Origin of the sequence: Actinokineospora globicatena (assembly GCF_024171945.1) — a bacterium.
GTDB lineage: Bacteria > Actinomycetota > Actinomycetes > Mycobacteriales > Pseudonocardiaceae > Actinokineospora > Actinokineospora globicatena.
In genome coordinates, this window is record NZ_JAMTCR010000003.1 from 245,721 (window position 1) to 264,070 (window position 18,350).

General features: G+C 73.8%; 9 protein-coding genes. All 9 read left to right on the top strand.

Going from position 1 to position 18,350, the window contains the following annotated elements; translation table 11 throughout:
* Positions 1-45: 45 nt before the first annotated feature.
* The 9 genes from LV79_RS14415 (at position 46) to LV79_RS14455 (ending at position 18,320) form a co-directional block, all read left to right on the top strand.
* Positions 46-1,371 carry an MFS transporter gene (locus LV79_RS14415; RefSeq protein ID WP_253836532.1) on the top strand — a complete coding sequence of 442 codons (1,326 nt, stop codon included), beginning with the start codon at positions 46-48 and terminating at the stop codon, positions 1,369-1,371.
* Positions 1,368-2,210 carry a formyltransferase family protein gene (locus tag LV79_RS14420; RefSeq protein ID WP_253836534.1) on the top strand — a complete coding sequence of 281 codons (843 nt, stop codon included), beginning with the start codon at positions 1,368-1,370 and terminating at the stop codon, positions 2,208-2,210. Before LV79_RS14415 ends, LV79_RS14420 begins: the two co-directional genes overlap by 4 nt.
* 84 nt (positions 2,211-2,294) lie before the next feature.
* The gene (locus LV79_RS14425) at positions 2,295-7,364 is read left to right on the top strand and encodes a non-ribosomal peptide synthetase (RefSeq protein ID WP_253836543.1); all 5,070 of its coding nucleotides are present in this window, start codon (positions 2,295-2,297) and stop codon (positions 7,362-7,364) included.
* Between the two features lie 71 nt (positions 7,365-7,435).
* Positions 7,436-7,648, top strand: coding sequence for an MbtH family protein (locus tag LV79_RS14430; RefSeq protein WP_253836552.1), 213 nt, complete (start codon positions 7,436-7,438; stop codon positions 7,646-7,648).
* Between the two features lie 33 nt (positions 7,649-7,681).
* On the top strand, positions 7,682-8,020 hold the full coding sequence (locus tag LV79_RS14435; protein WP_253836554.1) for a hypothetical protein: 339 nt from the start codon (positions 7,682-7,684) through the stop codon (positions 8,018-8,020).
* Positions 8,017-9,522 (top strand): argininosuccinate lyase, encoded by a 1,506-nt coding sequence (locus LV79_RS14440; protein WP_253836556.1) that lies wholly within the window; start codon positions 8,017-8,019, stop codon positions 9,520-9,522. Before LV79_RS14435 ends, LV79_RS14440 begins: the two co-directional genes overlap by 4 nt.
* An 82-nt stretch (positions 9,523-9,604) precedes the next feature.
* Positions 9,605-11,890, top strand: a complete 2,286-nt coding sequence (locus LV79_RS34460; protein ID WP_253836558.1) for a pyridoxal-phosphate dependent enzyme — start codon at positions 9,605-9,607, stop codon at positions 11,888-11,890.
* The gene (locus tag LV79_RS14450) at positions 11,887-12,936 is read left to right on the top strand and encodes a GntG family PLP-dependent aldolase (protein WP_253836560.1); all 1,050 of its coding nucleotides are present in this window, start codon (positions 11,887-11,889) and stop codon (positions 12,934-12,936) included. The genes LV79_RS34460 and LV79_RS14450 overlap by 4 nt, the downstream gene beginning before the upstream one ends.
* Positions 12,933-18,320: a non-ribosomal peptide synthetase gene (locus LV79_RS14455; RefSeq protein WP_253836562.1), complete on the top strand. Its 5,388-nt coding sequence runs from the start codon at positions 12,933-12,935 to the stop codon at positions 18,318-18,320. The genes LV79_RS14450 and LV79_RS14455 overlap by 4 nt, the downstream gene beginning before the upstream one ends.
* Positions 18,321-18,350: the final 30 nt, after the last annotated feature.

Sequence of the window (18,350 nt, forward strand, 5' to 3'; positions counted from 1 at the left end):
CGTGAGTACGGGGTTTGCCAAGCGGTATCAGGGAAAGGCAGTTCGGTGGGCGCACAACCGAGGACCTTGTGGGGCAATGGCGACTTCCGCAACCTGTGGATCGGCCAGACCGCGTCCATGCTCGGCTCGCACGTCACGGCGGTGCTGCTGCCGCTGATCGCGGCGATCACGCTGTCGGCGTCGGTGTTCGAGCTCGGCCTGCTCACCGCGGCGGGCTACCTGCCGTACCTGGTGATCAGCCTGTTCGCCGGGGTGTGGCTGGACCGGCGGGCGAAGCGGCCGATCATCGTCGCCGCCGACCTGCTGCGCGGCCTCGCCCTGGCGGTGGTCCCGGTCGGCCTCTGGGCCGGGGCGCTGACCGTCCCGGTGCTGCTGGTGATCACGCTGGTCGTCGGGTTCTGCAGCGTGGTCTCCGACATCGGCGGCGCGTCGTACCTGCCCGCGGTGGTGGGGCGCGAGGACCTGGTGGAGGGCAACAGCAAGCTGGAGCTGTCCAGCTCGGTGACCAACGTCGGCGGCAACGCGGTCGGCGGCGCCGTGCTGCAGGTGCTCAGCGCCCCGGTGGCCATGCTGTTCAACGCCGCGACCTACCTGGTGTCCGCGGTGTTCACCGCCCGCATCGGCACCAGGGGCGAGACGGCGGACGAGCGGTCCGGCGGCGGTTCGATGTGGACCGACATCGCCGAGGGCGCGCGGTTCGTCGTGGGGCAGCCCGCGATCCGGGTGATGGTCATCGCCACGCTGATCTCCAACTTCTGCGCGCTGGCCCTGGAACCGCTGTTCCTGGTGTTCGTCACCAGGACGCTGCGGCTCGACCCGTTCTACATCGGACTGATCTTCGCCGCGTCCGGGGTCGGCGCGCTGATCGGCGCGGTGTGCGCGTCCTGGCTCAACCGCAGGCTCGGTCTCGGCGCGGTGATCGTGCTGTCCACCACCGTCGCCGGGCTGGCCTCGATCCTCACCCCGGTCGCCACCCTGCTGCCCGAGCCCGCGGCGATCACCCTGCTGGTGCTGATGCACCTGGTGGACGCGGCGATGATCATCACCTGCAACATCAACCTGCGCAGCTACCGCGCGGCGATCACCCCGGACGCGTTGCAGGGCCGGATGAACGCCTCGATCCGGATGGTCGTGATGGGCATCGCGCCGCTGGGCGGGGTGTTCGGCGGCCTGCTCGGCGGCTGGCTGAGCATCACCAGCTCGCTCGTCGTGATCTCCGCCGGGATCCTGCTCTCCGCGGCGATCGTGTTCTTCTCCCCGATCCGCAAGGTCAGGGCGATCCCGACGATCGCACCGGCCGGGGACGACGCGGCACCGCCGACCGCGGTGCCCGGTCGCACGGCGGCCACCAGCGAAGGGAACGCCGAATGACGTCCACCCCGGTCCTGGTCACGGAGGACACGTTCCACGCGACCTACCTCGTGCACCGCTGGCGCGCCGAGATCGGCACCTCCGTGGCGTTGCGCGCGCCCGCGCCGGACCCGGACCTGGCCGCCGCGCGCGCCCGGTTCCACACCGAGTTCGCCGGTCGCACCGAGCTGCCCGCGAGCGCGACGGCGGAGTTCGACCGGCTCTACCCGGGCTCCGGCGAGGCCGACCGGACGATGATCTCGCTGTTCGGCGTCCCCGAGCGCCCGGCGCACGCCGGACCCGACCTCACCCACCTCGGGCGGGCGATCAACGGCGAGCGGGCGCGGCGGTGGCTGACGGGCCTGACCGGCGCGTACGTGCACGTGTTCCTGGACCGGATCCTGGCACCGTGGTGGATCCGGTCGGTGGACGGCCGCATCCTCAACGCGCACTCGGCGATCCTGCCCGTCGCCAGGGGCACCTTCGCCGTGGAGCAGGTGGCCGCCGCGAACGACATCGAGCGGTTCGCCCTCTCGACCGGGGCGACGGCGCACTTCGTCGACGATGGCGTGGACACCGGCGCGGTCATCGAGGCCCGGCCGCTGGTCGACCCGTGGGCGTGCGCGTCCATCTGGGAGGTCAAGTGCCGCTGCTTCGCCACCGCGTTCGACCTGCTCGTCGAGTCCGCCCACCGGGTGCGCGCGACCGGGACCGCCGCGGCGAACCCGGTGCCGCAGGAGGGCAGGCCGGAGTGGAACGAGTTCAAGCGCGGTGACTTCACCGCCGAGCGGCAGCGCGCCGCCGAGGCCGGGTTCCTCCGCATGAGGCACGAGCACGCGGGCAGGCGGATCACCGCCTGACCCGGCGGGGGGACCCCCGCGTCCGACCGCACCGCCTGAACCAGCCGAGCAGCACCAGCCGCCGAACCAGGGAAGGGTCCGCAGATGCCACCGGAAGCCGACGTCGAGCTGGTCAACCGGTGGAACGCCACCGCCGCGCCCTTCCCGGACGGCTGCCTGCACGAGTGGTTCGAGCGCACCGCCGCGACCACCCCGGACGCGGTCGCGGTGATCGCCGGGGACACCCAGCTCTCCTACCGGTGCCTCGACGAGCGGGCCAACCAGGTGGCCCACCACCTGCGGCGGCTCGGGGTCGGTGTGGACGCGGCGGTGGGCGTCGGCGTGCCCAGGTCGGTGGACCTGCTGGTCTGCCTGCTCGGGGTGCTCAAGGCCGGTGCCGCGTACCTGCCGCTGGACCTGGACCTGCCCGACGCCCGGCTGCGCCAGGTCGTGGCGCTGGCCGACCCGCCGGTCTGCCTGCTGACCGCGGACTCGGCCGCCCGGCTCGACGGCGTGTGCCCCGTGGTGGCCGTGGACCGGGACCGGACCGCGATCGCCGCCGAGGCCACCGACCGCCCGGAGACCGGGGTGGGCCCGGCGAACCTGGTGTCGGTCTACTTCACCTCCGGGTCGACCGGCGTCCCCAAGGGGGTGTGCAACACCCACGGCGGCTGGGTGAACCGGATGTCCTGGATGCGGCGGCAGTTCCGGCTCGCGCCGGGGGAATCGGTCCTGCACAAGACGATCCTCACCTTCGGTGACGCCGGGCTCGAGCTGTTCTGGCCGCTGACCGCCGGTGGCCGGGTCGTGATGCTCGCCCCCGGTCAGCACCGCGACCCGGCCGCGGTCGTCGACGACGTCGCCCGGTACCGCTCGGTGTACCTGCAGGTCGTGCCCAGCATGCTGACGATGGTCCTGGACGTGGCGCGGCGGCGCGGCCCGTGGTGGCTCTCGTCGCTGCGCGACACCACCTCGACCGGTGAGGCGCTCTCGCCCGAACTGGTCCACCGGTACCGCGAGCTCGTCCCCGGCAACCTCAACAACACCTGGGGCGCCACCGAGGTCTCCATCGACTCGACCCACCACCTGTGCACCGAGCAGGACGCGCGGGGCGGCACCGCCGTGTGCGTGGGCACGCCGTTCGACAACAACCAGGTCTACGTGCTCGACCACGACCTCGAGCCCGTCGCGATCGGCGAGGAGGGCGACCTCTACATCGGCGGCACCGGCCTGGCTCGGGGGTACCTGGCCGACCCCGTCCGCACGGCGGCCGCGTTCCTGCCGAACCCGTTCCTGCCCGGCCAGCGGATGTACGCCACCGGCGACCGCGGGTCCTTCCGCCAGGACGGTGGTATCCGCTACGCGGGCCGCCGGGACGACCAGGTCAAGATCCGCGGGATGCGGGTCGAGCTGGGCGAGGTGGAAACCGCGCTGCGGCGCCACCCGGCGGTCACCGCGGCCGCCGCGCTGATCCGCGAGGACGTGCCCGGTCGCCCCGACCTGGTCGCCTACGTGGTGCTCGACGCGCGGGCCCCGGTGGCCGAGCTGCGCGCTCACGTGGCCAACGACCTGCCGGAGCACATGGTCCCGCGGTTCGTCGTGGTGCTCACCGCGCTCCCGCTCAACGCCAACCTCAAGGTCGACCGCAACGCCCTGCCTGCCCCCGAGTACGCCTCCGACGCGGTGCGCGCCGGGTACGCCGAGCCCGCCACCGAGGCCGAGCGGCTGGTCGTCGAGGTGTTCCGCGACGTGCTGGGCATCGCCGAGCTCGGCGTCGAGGACGACTTCTTCGCTGTCGGCTACTCGTTGCTCGCCGTGCGGGTGATCTCCCGGTTGCGGGAGGTGGCCGGTGACCTGCCGCTGGCGCTGCTGTACGAGAACCGCACCGCTCGGGCCCTGGCCGCCGCGATCGAGGGACGAGCGAGCACCGGCGCGGCACCCGCGGCGCTGTCGGTACCGGGTCGTGGGTCCACCGGTCCCGCGCCGCTGACGGTCGGCCAGGAGCAGCTGTGGTTCTTGCACGAACTCGCCCCTGACCAACCGCTCTACAACGAGCCCGCCGCCCACGTGCTGACCGGCCCACTCGACGTGCCCGCCCTGATCGCGGCACTGCGCGCGGTCGTGGCCGGTCACGACACCCTGCGCACCGCGTTCGTGCTCGACGGCGACCGCCCGGTCCAGGTCGTCCACGACGACGTCGTCCTCGACGTGCCCGTGCTCGACCGCGCCTGCGCGGGCCCGGACGATCCCGCCCTGCTCGCGGAGCTGCTCGAGCTGGCACGCACCCCGTTCGACCTCAAGCGGCCCTGCCAGCTGGCGGCACGGCTCTACCGGATCGGCGACGAGGAGCACGTGCTGTTCCTCAACATCCACCACATCGTCAGCGACGGCTGGTCCAACTCCGTGTTCGCCAGGGAGCTCGCCCGCTGCTACCGCGCCGCCTCAGCGGGTGCGGAGCCCGAGACCAGGCCGCCCGCCGTGCGGTTCGGCGACTTCGCCGAGTGGCAGCGCTCGCTGCTCGCGGGCGGCGCGCTCGACGACCAACTCGCCTACTGGCGCACCCAGCTCGACGGCGCACCCACCGCGCTGGCCCTGCCCAGCGACCGCCCGCGCCCGGCCGACACCCGGCACAGCCGCCGCGGCGCCCGGCTCGGGTTCGAGCTGGACGCGACCACCAGCACCCGCCTGCGCGACCTCGCCGCGACCACCGGTTCCTCGGCCTACCTGGTGCTGCTGTCGACGTTCCTGCTGGTCCTGCACCGCACGACCGGGCAGGACGACGTCGTCGTCGGGACCCCGATGGCCAACCGCGCGGCACCCGCGCTCGACGAGCTGATCGGGTACTTCACCAACGTCGTGCCGATCCGCGGCCGCTACGACGCGTCCGCGACCTTCGTCGAGCACCTCGACCGCGTCCGCGCCACCGTGCTGGCGGCCGGGGAGAACCACGACGTCCCGTTGGAGGACGTCCTGCGGGCCGCGTCGACCGAGGGCTCCGCGGTCCAGGTCGCGTTCGCCTACCAGCACGACTTCGACCTCGCCCTCCGCCTGCCCGGTGTCACCTGCCGCAGCGCGCCGCTGGACACCGGGATGGCCCGCTACGACCTGACGCTGCTGGTCACCGAGACCGCGGCGGGCACGCTCGACTGCGTGCTGGAGTTCGCCACCGACATGTTCGAGCGCGAGACCGCCGAGCGCCTGGCGGGCGGCTTCACGACCGCGCTCACCAGCGCCCTCGACTCGCCGCGGCGCCCGGTGGCCGAGCACGAGGTCGTGCGGCCCAGCGACCTCGACCTGGTCGCCGGGTGGAACGCGACGGCGGTGGCGTTCCCCGATGTCGGCCTGCACGAGCTGTTCGAGCGCTCGGTCGTGGACTTCCCCGACGCGGTCGCCGTGGTGTGCGGGGACGTCCAGCTGTCCTACCGGTGCCTGGACGAGCAGGCGAACCGGATCGCCCACCACCTCGTCGGGCTGGGCGTCGCCGTGGACGAGGTGGTCGGGGTCTGCGTGCCGCGCTCGGTCGACCTCCTCGCGGTCCTGCTCGGTGTGCTCAAGGCGGGCGCGGCCTACTTGCCGCTGGATCCGGAACTGCCCAAGCTCCGCCTGGGCCAGGTCCTCGGGCAAGCCGCCACCCGCGTCTGCGTCGTGGACGCCGACGCCGCGGAGCTGTTCGCGGACCTCACCCGCACCGTGGTCCTCGACCGCGACCGCGAGCTGATCGCCTGCGCGCCCGCCGTGCCGACCGGGCGGTCCGTGGCCGGGAAGAACCTGGTGTCGGTGTACTTCACCTCGGGCTCGACCGGGGTGCCGAAGGGGGTCGCCAGCAGCCACGACGGCTGGGTCAACCGCATGGCGCGGATGCGGTCGCGGTTCGGGCTCGCGGCGGGGGAGTCCGTGCTGCACAAGACAGTCCTGACCTTCGACGACGCCGGGCTGGAGCTGTTCTGGCCGCTGTCGGTCGGCGCTCGGGTCGTCATGCTGCCCGCCGGCCTGCACCAGGACCCGGCGGCCGTGCTCGACGGTGTCGGCCGGTACCGGTCGCGCTACTTGCAGGTGGTGCCCAGCATGCTCGCGATGCTGCTCGACGTGGCGCGCGGCGAGGGCCGGTGGTGGGTGTCGACCCTGCGCGACACCACGTCCAGCGGCGAGGCGCTCCCGGCTGAGCTGGTGCGCCGGTTCCGGGCGGACGTGCCGTGGTCCGCGTTGCACAACACCTGGGGTGCCACGGAGGTCTCGATCGACTCCACACACCACGAGTGCGGGCCCGAGGACGCCGAGGGCTCCGGGGTGGTGAGCGTGGGCAAGCCGTTCGACAACAACACCATCTACGTGCTGGACACCGCGTTCCAGCCGGTGGGCATCGGGACGATGGGCGAGCTGTACATCGGCGGCCTCGGCCTCGCCCGTGGGTACGCCGGGGACCCGAGCAGGACGGCGGAGGCCTTCCTGCCCGACCCGTTCGTGCCCGGCAGGCGGATGTACGCCACCGGTGACCGCGGCAGTTTCCGCCCGGACGGGGCGATCCGCTACGCGGGGCGCCGGGACAACCAGGTCAAGATCCGCGGGATGCGGGTCGAGCTGGGCGAGGTGGAGGCCGCGCTGCGCCGCCACCGGCTGGTGCGCGACGCCGTCGCGATCATCCACGGCGGCGGCGGGGGGTCCGGCGTCCGGCGGCTGGTCGCGTTCGTCACCGCGCGGTCGGCCACCGAACGGCCGACCCCCGACGAGGTGCGCGCCGCCGCGGCCGACTGGCTGCCCGCGTACATGGTGCCGTCGCTGGTGCTCGTGGAGGAACGGTTGCCGCACAACGCCAACGGCAAGGTCGACCGGGGCGCGCTGGTCGTGCCGGACGACATCCGCGACCACACCTCGGCCGCGTTCGAGCCCTGCCGGGGCCCCGCCGAGGAGGCCGTCGCGGAGGACCTGTGCGAGCTGCTGGCGCTGCCCGAGATCGGCGCGACGGACAACTTCTTCCAGCTGGGCGCGCACTCACTGGTGCTCAGCAGGCTCGCGGCCCGGCTGCGGCACCGGTTCGACATCGAGTTGCCGCTGCGCGTGCTGTTCGACCGCCCGACCGTGCGCGGGGTCGCCGCCGAGGTCGAGGCGCTGCTCGCGGCCAAGATCGACGACCTGTCCCCCGACCAGCTCCGCGCCCTGCTCGCCGACCTCGGCTGAGCGGATCGACCACGAAGGACCCACCACCCGCGCCGACCGCGCGGTGACCGAACCGCTGGAGAGGGAGACCGATGGCCGAGACCGACGAGGACACCCGCGCCTACGTGGTCGTGGTGAACGACGAGGAGCAGTACTCCATCTGGCCCGCCGACCGGCGGCCACCCGCGGGCTGGACCGCCCCCGGCGCCCGGGGCAGCAAGCAGGAGTGCCTCGACCACATCGCCGAGGTGTGGACCGACATGCGCCCGCGGAGCCTGCGCGAGGCCATGCGCGGCACGGGCTGAGACCAGCACCACTACGACAGGGGGGTTAGGGACATGCAGAACCTGGTCGACCGGCTGTCCGAGAAGGACGGACCGGTCAGCTTCGAGGACGCCGCGGAGCCGCTGGCCGACATCTCGCGGCGGATCACCGAGCTGGGCCACGTCGCCGTGCGGTTCACCGCGACCGCCGGGGGCACGACCCTCGGGGTGAGCGTCGACCCGGTGGCCACCGACCTGACGGGCGCCGACTTCGCCGCGGGCACCGGATGGGTGCACCTGGAGGGGACCCTGGTGCTCGACTACACCCCGGTGCGCTGCGTCGTCGACATCGACCTCGCCACGCGCACCGGGACCGGCAGGCTCGTCCCACGGCCCGCGCGGGACGACCGGTGACCGCCACCTCGGGTACCCGGCTCACCGGCCGGATCGCCGAGCGGCCCAGCGCCGTGATCGACGAGGAGGTGCTGGCGCCGCAGTTCCGCTACGAGGTCGCCGCCCTGCTGCCGCACTACGTCTCGGTGGAGAAGGTGCTCGCCCTGGAGTACCGGCGGATGGGCCTGCTCACCGACGCCCAGGCCCGCGAGGTCGGCGGGCTGCTGAGCGGGGCGCGGCGGGAGCTGGCGGCGGCCGACCCGTCGGTGAACATGTCCGACATCGCCTTCGCGCTGGAGCAGCACGTGCGCTGGGGGCTCTCGGCGCCGCTCGCGGCCTGGCACGTCGACCGCAGCCGCAACGACTTCCAGGCGTGCGCGCAGGTCATGCACCTGCGCGCGGGCCTGCTGGAGGTGCTGGACCTGCTGCTGGGCCTGTGGCCGCTCGCCGACGAGCTGGCGACGGCACACCTGAGCGCGCCCATGCCCGGCCACACCCACTTCCAGGCGGCGCAGGTGATCACCCCCGCCTTCTGGCTCACGGCGTTCACCGACCAGGTCCTGCGCGGCGCCGGACGGCTGCTGAGCACCTACGACCTGATCGACTCCTGCCCGTTGGGGGCGGGCGCGATGGCGGGCCAGGAGCTGGACTGGGACCGCGAGCGGATGGCCGACCTGCTCGGCTTCGCCCGCCCCACCCCGCACGCGCTCGCCGCCGTGGCCTCGCGCGGGCACGTGCTGGAGGTGACCGCTGAGCTGTCGCTGCTCGGCGCCGCGATCAGCCGGTTCGGCACCGACCTGCTGATGTGGGGCGGCAGCGACTGCCAGTTCCTCGACCTGCCCGACGAGCTGTCCGGGATCTCCTCGGCCATGCCGCAGAAGAAGAACTTCCCGGTGCTCGAACGCGTCCGCGGCAAGTCGGGGCACCTGGCCGCGTTCCACACCGACGCCCTGCTCGGACAGCGCAACACCCCGTTCACCAACCTGGTCGAAGTGTCCAAAGAGGCCGGTGCGCACGCGCACCTCGCGCTGCGCGAGGCCAGGTCGATGCTCCGGCTGCTCACCGTCGTGCTCGGCGGGCTGTCGTTGCGCACCGACCGGATGCGGGAGGCCTGCGAGCGCGAGTACTTCGGCGGGTTCACCCTCGCCAACGCGCTGACCACCCGCTTCGCCGTGCCGTGGCGGGATTCCCAGGTCGTCGTCGGCGCGTTCATCACCGCCAGCCTGCGTCGGCGCACGGCACCGGGCGCCGCGGACCCCGCGCTGCTGGAGTCCATCGCCGCCGACCACGGCTACCCGATCACCGGGACCGAGGACGCCGTGCGCGCGGCGTTCGACGTCGACCGCGCGCTCGTCGTCAAGACCAGCGCCGGGTCCACCCACCCCGACCGCGTGCGCGACCTGCTGGCCGCCCAGCGCACCGAGCACGACCGCCGCACCCGCGAGCTGGACGAACGCCGCGAGCGCGCCACCGCTGTCGACGACCGCGTCGATGCCCTGCTCGCCGAGGGCGCCGACGCCTGACCCCGCCCGCCCCGACACGACCGCCACCGACACGACCGCCACCGACACCCGCGGTGGGCGAGACCACAAGGGACGGTGACACGTGCTCTTCGAGAGCATCATCGACAGCATCGGCCACACGCCGCTGGTCCGGCTGCGCGCCCCGCTCAGCGCGGGGGTCGAGCTCTTCGCGAAGCTGGAGCTGCAAAACCTGTACGGGATGAAGGACCGGGTCGCCAGGAACATCATCCTCGACGCCCGCCGCACCGGGCAGCTGCGCCCGGGGGACCCCATCGTGGAGAGCTCCTCGGGCACCATGGCGCTGGGGGTGGCGCTGGTCGGCACCGCCCTGGGCCACCCGGTGCACATCGTCACCGACCCGCGCATCGACCGGATCACCCTGGGCAAGCTGCGCGCCCTGGGCTGCGAGGTCCTCGTCGTGGAGAAGATGACCGCCAACGGCTGGCAGAGCGCCCGGCTCGAGGCGCTGCAGGCACTGCTGACCGGGCTGCCGCGGGCGTTCTGGCCGCGGCAGTACAGCAACCCGAACAACCCGGCCGCCTACCGGGCGCTGGCCGACGAGGTGCTGCGCGAGTTACCCGGGGTGGACGTGCTGGTCGGGTCGGTCGGCAGCGGCGGCTCGCTGTGCGGGACGGCGCGCAGGCTCCGCGAGACCCAGCCGGACCTGCGGGTCGTCGGCGTGGACTGCGTGGGCAGCGCGCTGTTCGACCAGCCGGACCGCCCGCGCCGGTTGCAGAGCGGGCTGGGCAACAGCCTGCTGCCGCACAACCTCGACCGCGGGCTCATCGACGAGGTGCACTGGCTCAACGACCACGAGGCGTTCCAGGCCACCCGCGACCTCGCCGCCGAGCAGCAGATCTTCGCCGGGAACACCTCCGGCTCGGTGTACCGGGTGATGTGCGAGGTGGCGTCGCGGGCGGAGCCGGGCACCCGGGTCGTCGGGATCTTCCCCGACCGCGGCGACCGCTACGTCGACACCGTCTACGACGACGAGCACTGGGCCGAGCACGGCCTCGGTGCGGTCGAGGTCTCGCGCACACCCGAGGTCGTCGAGTACGGCACCGAGGTCAGCCGGTGGTCCCGGTCGGTCAACCGGGCCGCTGACAACACGCCGCGGCACCTGCTGTTCGTCGAGTCCAACACCACCGGGACCGGCATGGCCGCGCTGCGCCAGAGCGGCGCCCTCGGGTTCCGCCCGGTCCTGCTCACCAGCGGCCCCGAGCGCTACGCCGGGCTCGCGGACACCGGCGCCGAGGTCGTCCTTTGCGACACGAACTCCACGGCGAGCCTGCGCCAGACCATCCAGGACCGGTGGCGGCGCGAGGAACTGGTCGGCGTCACCAGCACCAGCGAGTTCTACATCCCCGCCGTCGCCGAGCTGGCGGGCTGGCTGGGCCTGCCGGGCAACCCGCCCGCGGCGATCCGGGCGTGCCGGGACAAGTCCGAGCTGCGCGCGGTGCTGGCCGGGGCCGGTGTGCGCCAGCCCCGCTTCAGCGCCCTCACCGGAGCCGACGGCGACCGGGCGATCACGGAAGCGGTGCGAGCGGCGGGGTTGCCGTGCGTGGTCAAGCCGGTGGACGACTCCGGGTCGAACGCCGTGCTGCTGTGCGAGACCGAGGAGCAGGTCCGCGCGCAGGTCGCCGCGGTGGTGTCGGTGACCGCCAACGTGCGCGGGCTGCCGATGGCCGGGGCCGCGCTCGTGGAGCAGTACCTCGACGGCCCCGAGGTCAGCGTGGAGGTCTTCAGCCTCGACGGCGCGCACCACTGCGTCGGTATCACCGCCAAGTCGGTGGGCTGGTTGCCGAACTTCGTCGAGCAGGGCCACGTGTTCCCCGCCGACCTCCCACCGGAGACCGCCGAGCTGATCCGGGCCGAGGTCACGGCCGGGCTCGACGCCGTGGGCTGGCGCACCGGCGCCTCGCACACCGAGGTGAAGCTGACCCCGGCCGGTCCGGCGATCGTGGAGATCAACCCCCGGCTCGCGGGCGGCATGATCCCCGAGCTGGTGCGCCTGGCGACCGGCGTCGACGTCCTGGGCCAGCAGCTGCTCGCCGCCGCGGCCCGGCCGGTGTCGTTGCCGGGCGCACCCACCCGCACGGCCGCGATCCGGTTCCTGACCGTCCCCCGGACCGGGGTGCTGCGGCAGGTCGAGGGGGTGGAGCGCGCGCTGAAGGTCGACGGGGTGGTCGCCGCCAAGGTGACCGTCGGGGTGGGTGCCCACGTGCGACCGCCGCGCAACGCCTACGAGCGCCTCGGGCACGTGATCGCGGTCGGCGACGACCCGGACCGCGTGCGGGAGGCGCTCGACGAGGCGGTCAGGCAGATCGAGCTGGTCGTGACGGCCGACGAGGACGGGGGTACCCGGTGATCGAGCTGCGCAGTGACACGTTCACCAGGCCGACGGCGGACATGCTGGCCGCGATGGCGTCGGCCACCCAGGGCGATGACGTCTACGGCGAGGACCCGACCGTGCGCGAGCTGGAGGAGTTGGCCGCGCACACCCTGGGCAAGGACGCCGGGTGCCTGATGCCCAGCGGGACGATGGCCAACCTGGCCTGCCTGATGGCGCACGCGCCGCGCGGCACCAAGGTCCTCGTCGGGCGCGAGAGCGACATCTACATCTACGAGGCGGGCGGCGCCTCGGTGTGCGGTGGGCTGGTGTACGAGCCGATCGACAACCAGCCCGACGGCACGCTCCGCATCGCGGACCTCGTCGAGGGCTGCCCCAAGGACCCGGAGGACCCGCAGTTCGCCCTACCCGCGGTGGTGTGCGTGGAGAACACGCAGAACCGTTGTGGCGGCAGGATCCTCTCCGCCGAGCACCTGGCCGACGTCCGCGCCTTCGCCGATGACCGCGGCCTGCGCCTGCACCTCGACGGAGCCCGCCTGTTCAACGCCGCCGCGGGCTCCGGCCGCACCCCCGCGGAGATCGCCGCTCCCGCCGACTCGGTGCAGTTCTGCCTGTCCAAGGGGTTGAGCGCGCCGATCGGTTCGATGGTGGTCGGCGACCGGGAGCTGGTGGCCAAGGCCCGCCGGATCCGCAAGATGCTCGGTGGCGGCATGCGGCAGGCGGGCTTCATCGCGGCCGCGGGCATCGTCGCGATCAAGACCGCGGACCGGCTGGTCGAGGACCACGCCAACGCCCGCAGGCTGGCCATCGGGCTCGCCGACATCCCCGGCGTCGAGATCGACCCGGAGGTCGTGGAGACCAACATCTGCATGTTCCGGATCACCGCGCCCGGTTGGACGCTGCCCGCGTTCTTCGCCGCCGCCCGGGAGCACGGGCTGGCGCTGGCCGAGCTGGGGCACGGCAGGGCCAGGGCGGTGACCCACCGCGGCGTCGGCGCGCGGGACATCGACGACGCGGTGGACATCGTGGCCAAGGTCCTGGCCTCGGGGAAGGGCGTGGCATGAGCGCGGCCGACGACGAAGCCGCCCGGCTCAAGCAGGAGCTGCTCAGCCGTTTGCTGGCCAAGCGGGCGGGCGGGGGCGCCGCCGCGGTCCGCAGGGTCGGGGCGGACGAGGACGTCGCGGCCTCCTTCGCCCAGCGGCGGCTGTGGTTCCTCGACGAGCTGGCGGGCGGGGCGGCCACCTACAACGTGCCGTTCGGCTTCCGCGTGGTCGGCGACCTGTCGTTCGAGGCCGTCGAGCACGCCTGGCGGGAGGTCTTCACCAGGCACGAGGCGCTGCGCACCCGGTTCGTCCGCACCACCGGCGGCGAGTTGGTGCAGCGGCCGCGCCCGGCCGAGGACCTGCCGGTGGACCTGGTCGACCTCGCGGACACCGGGCAGACGGCGGCGCAGCGGGTCGCGGAGTTCGGCGCGCGCCCGTTCGTCCTGGCCACCGACCCGCTGGTCCGGGTCGAGGTCGTGCGCACCGCGCCTGCCGAGCACCTGGTGCTGGTGAATATCCACCACATCGTCTCCGACGGCTGGTCCGAGCGGTTCGCCTTCGCGGAGTTCGCCGAGCTGTACGCCGCCCGTGTCCAGGGGCGCGCGGCCGAGCTGCCCGAGGTGCCCTACCAGTACCGCGACTACACCGCGTGGGAGTACGGGGTCGCCGCGAGCGGTGGGTTCGACCGCGACCTGGACTTCTGGGCCGAGCAGTTGGCGGGTGCGCCGCCGCTGCTCGAACTCCCGCACGACAAGCCCTACCCGCGTCGCGCCTCCGGCGAGGGGCGCACGGTGTCCTTCTCGGTCGACGCCGAGATCACCGAGGCGGTCGACGCGCTCAAGACCGCTTGCGGCACGACCGCGTTCGCCGTGGTGATGAGCGCGTTCGCGGTGCTGCTGCACAGGATCACCGGAGTGGGCGACCTCGTGCTGGGGGTGCCGGTCGCGAACCGGGGTCGACCCGAGTGGGACCGCACGTGCGGCCTGTTCGTCAACACGGTGGTCGTGCGGATCGGCGTGCGGGGCGAGCAGTCCGCGCCGGAGGTGGTCCGGGCGGTGCGCGACCGGCTGCTGAGCGCGCAGCAGCACGAGAACGTGCCGTTCGACAAGGTCGCCACCCGGGTCGCACCGGGGCGGGACGCCGCGTTCACCCCCGTGTTCCAGGTCATGTGCAACGCCGACGAGGCGCCGCACGCGCTGCCCCTGCCCGGTCTCACCGCCACCCCGCTGGAGGTTCCCAGCGCGACGTCCAAGTTCGACCTGACCCTGCACGCGCGCGAGGACGGCTCGGGTCGCTTCGTGGGCTGTGCTGTCGAGTACCGCACGGACCTGTTCGACGCCGCCGAGGTCGACACCCTGGTCGAGCACTTCCGCACGGTCCTGCGCGCGTTCGCCGACAGTCCGGACCAACCCGTGTCCCGACTGCGGCTGACGGCGGACACCCACGACGGCGAGCCGCTGCTCGACCAGTACCTGCACCCCGTCGCCCCGGGCGCGGTCGGCGAGTTCCACCGACGCGGCGAGGGGACGACACCACGCCCGACCGGTGTCCACGGCAGGCGACGCGTGGACGGCACCACCGTGGTCCTCGGCCGCGCCGACCGCGTGGTCGTGGGCGACGGCATCCCGGCCCGGCCGGAGCTGACCGAAGCCGCCCTGCGCGCCTTGCCCGAGGTGTCCGACGCGGCCGTCGTGCCCGCCGGGGGCGGCCGCCCGGGGTTGATCGGCTTCTTCGCCGCCCCGGACGGCACCGACCCGGCCCCGCTGCTGGCCGCGCTCTCCCGAACCCTGTTGCGCCACCAGGTGCCCGCTCGGCTGATCCGGCTGGCCGCGCTGCCCCGCACCCCGCGTGGCGCGGTCGACCTGGAGTCGCTGTCCACGGCCGCCGAGCGGGACGCCGCCGACGCCGCTGACACCGGTGCCGGGTGGACGCCGACCGAGCGCCGGATGGCGGACCTGTGGTCGGAGGTCCTCGGCCGCACCGGCCTGCGCCGCGACGACGACTTCTTCACCGCGGGCGGGCACTCCATGCTGGCCACGCTGCTGATCGCCCGGATCCGCCGCGAGTGGGGCCTGGAGGTCCCGTTGCGCGGCGTGTTCGAGGAGCCGGAACTGGGGTCGTTGTCCGCGCTCGTCGACCGGCTGGTCGCGGGCGGCGCCCGCGGGCGGGGCGCGGCGGTGATCCCGCGCCGACCGGACGGCCCGATCCCGCTGGCGCCCAACCAGGAGCACCTGCTGTTCCTGGACCAGCTCTCCGACGAGGACGGTCAGTACAACCTGACCCAGAGCCTGGAGCTGGAGGGCGAGCTGGACGAGCCCGCCCTGCGCGCCGCGATCGCCGCCGTGGTCGACCGGCACGAGTCGCTGCGCACCCGGTTCCGCCGGGTCGACGGCACCCCGGTCCAGGTCGTGGTCGAGCGGGCGGAGCTGGACCACGCCGTGGTCGACCTGACCGGGGGCCCGGACCGCGCCGAGTCCGTCGCCGAGGACCACGCGCGCGTGCCGTTCGACCTCGAGCGCGGCCCGCTGCTGCGCACCCGCGTCTACCGGCTCGCCCCCGACCGGCACCTGTTCGTGCTGATCATCCACCACCTGGTGTTCGACGGCCGGTCCGGCGCGGTCTTCCAGCGCGAGGTGGCCGAGTTCTACCGGGCCGAGCTGACCGGCACCCCCGCCCAGCTGCCCGCTCTCGCCGTCCAGTACCCGGACTACGCGGTCTGGCAGCGGGATCGCCACCGCGGTGCCGCCGGGGCCGCGCACCTCGAGCACTGGGTCCGCCACCTCGCCGACGCCCCCACCCAGCTCGACCTGCCCACCGACCACCCGCGCCCGCCGGTGCGCACCTCGGCCGCCGAGATGGTCCGCGCGCTCGTGCCCAAGGACCTGCTCGACCAGGTCGCCGAGGTGGGCGCCGCGCAGGGCTGCACCCCGTACATGACGCTGCTCTCGGCGTTCGCGGTGCTGGTCCACCGGTTCAGCGGCCACCCGGACGTGCTGGTCGGCACCACGGTGACCAGCCGGGGCCAGGTCGAACTGGAAGGCCAGATCGGGTACTTCGTCAACACCACCGCCGTGCGCTCGCGGCTGACCGCCGACACCGGCTTCCAGGACGTGCTCGCCGCGGTCCGGCGGGAGGTGCTCGACGGCCACCCGCACCGGGAGGTGCCCTTCGCCGAGGTCGTGCGGCGGGTGGCGCCCGAGCGCTCCACCGGCCACTCCCCACTGGCGCAGGTCCTGTTCGACATGCACGCCGAGTCCGAGCGCGGCGCGGAGCTGACCGGTCTGCGGGTGCGGCCGGTCCGGCTGCGCGCCGCCGCGGTCGACTTCGACCTGGTCCTGGCCGCCCGCATCACCGCCGAGGGCCTGCACCTGGAGTTGGAGTTCGGCACCGACCTGTTCACCGGGGCGACCGCCCAGCGGCTCCTCGGCCACTTCCACACCTTGCTGGCGAGCATCGCCCGCACCCCCGACGCCCCCGCCGCCCGGCTGCCGATCATGACCGGTGAGGAGCGCGCGGCCGTGCTCGCCACCGCGTCGGGGCGCCACCGGGAGGTCGAGCCGGTCACGGCGCACGAGCTGTTCCGACGACAGGCCGAGCGGACCCCGGACGCCGTCGGGCTGACCCACCGCGGGGTCCAGCTCACCTACGCGCGGCTCGACGCCGACGCGAACGCCCTCGCTCACCGGCTCGTGGAGCGCGGCGTCGGACCGGACATCCGCGTCGGGCTCCTCATGGACCGCGGCCCACGCCTGTTCACCGCGTTGTTGGCCGTGCTCAAGGCAGGTGGCGCCTACGTGCCGCTGGACATGTCCTACCCGGGCGACCGCCTGCGGTTCATGTGCGCGGAGGCCGGTGTCCGCCTGGTCCTGACCGACGCCGACGCCCGGGCGGTGGCAGCGGAGGTGGGGGAGGTGGGGGAGGACGTCCTGGAGATCCCACCCGGCCCCATCGCGACCGGCCCGGTGCGACCGCCGCGGGTGGACGTCCGGCCGGACCACCTCGCCTACGTGCTCTACACGTCCGGGTCGACCGGGCGGCCCAAGGGGGTGGCGATGTCGCACCGCGCGCTGGCCAACCTGGCGCGCTGGGACCGCGACGAGATCCCGGTGCGCCCCACCGGCGCGGTGCTGCAGTTCAACTCGCTGGGGTTCGACGCGTCCTTCGTGGAGATGTTCGCCGCCTGGCAGGTCGGCGCCCGCCTCGTGGTGCTGCCCGACGACGCCGCCCGACGCGATCCGGCGGTCGTGCTCGAGCACCTGGAGACCGGTGGAGTCGAGCGCTGGGACGTCCCCTACGCCGGACTGGTCAACGTGGTGAGCTGGACCCGTGCCCTGGACCGGGCTCCGCTGCTGAGGCTGCGGGCGGTCATGTGCGGTGGTGAGCAGCTGCAGGTGACCGACGACCTCGCCGACTGGTTCGCGGCGCTGCCCGGCTGTGGGCTGGTCAACCAGTACGGGCCGAGCGAGGTCAGCCGGGCCACCAGCCACTGGCTGCCCACCAGCCCGGGGCGGTGGCCGGTGCTGCCGCCGATCGGGAGGCCCGCGGACAACACGGCCGTGCACGTGCTCGACCCCACCGGCGAGCCGGTGCCACCCGGGTTCCCCGGGGAGGTGTGGATCAGCGGGGAGAACCTGGCCCGCGGGTACGTCAACCGCCCGGACCTGACCGCCGACCGGTTCGTCCCCGACGTCGTGGGCGCGGTCCCCGGGGCGCGGCTGTACCGGACCGGTGACCTCGCCCGGTACGACGCGGCGGGCAGGCTGGAGTTCCTCGGCCGCGTCGACACCCAGGTCAAGCTGCGGGGTCACCGCGTCGAGCTGGGCGAGGTCGAGGCGGCGCTGCAACGCCTGCCCGCGGTGTCCGCCGCCGCGGTCGCGGTCGCGGGCACCGGGGTGGCGAAGGGGTTGGTCGCCTACCTCGTCCTCGCCGAGGGCGCCGCGCCGCCGAAGCAGGCGGAGATGACCCGGGACCTGGCGCGGCACCTGCCGGACTACATGGTCCCCGTGCGGTTCACGGTGCTGGACCGCTTGCCGCTCACCGCGAGCGGCAAGCTCGACCGCCGCGGCCTGCCCGAGGTGGACGGAGCTGAGCTGCCCACGCAGGACTTCGTCGCGCCCGACGGTGAGCGCGAGGTCCGGGTGAGCGCGATGTGGGCGCGGCTGCTCGGCCGCGAGAGCGTGGGCGCCACCGACAACTTCTTCGCCCTCGGCGGGCATTCCCTGCTGGCCACGGAGTTCGTCGCCCGCCTGCACGACGAAGCCGGGGTCTCCGCCCGCGTCTCCGCGTTGTTCGAGAACCCGACCGTGCGCCGGTTCTGCGCGGCCGTGGCGTGGACCGGCCCCGAGCCGGACGAGCCGCGCGTGCGCAAGCTCCCCCGCCGCGGCCGGGCCCGCACTGGGGGCTGAACCCCGCGCATCCCTCTCGCACTGCCCCCT

Bases quoted from the DNA above. Each gene is read 5' to 3' on its own strand.
- LV79_RS14420 (WP_253836534.1), top strand. From the start codon at position 1,368: ATGACGTCCACCCCGGTCCTGGTCACGGAGGACACGTTCCACGCGACC.
- LV79_RS14425 (WP_253836543.1), top strand. From the start codon at position 2,295: ATGCCACCGGAAGCCGACGTCGAGCTGGTCAACCGGTGGAACGCCACC.
- LV79_RS14430 (WP_253836552.1), top strand. From the start codon at position 7,436: ATGGCCGAGACCGACGAGGACACCCGCGCCTACGTGGTCGTGGTGAAC.
- LV79_RS14435 (WP_253836554.1), top strand. From the start codon at position 7,682: ATGCAGAACCTGGTCGACCGGCTGTCCGAGAAGGACGGACCGGTCAGC.
- LV79_RS14455 (WP_253836562.1), top strand. From the start codon at position 12,933: ATGAGCGCGGCCGACGACGAAGCCGCCCGGCTCAAGCAGGAGCTGCTC.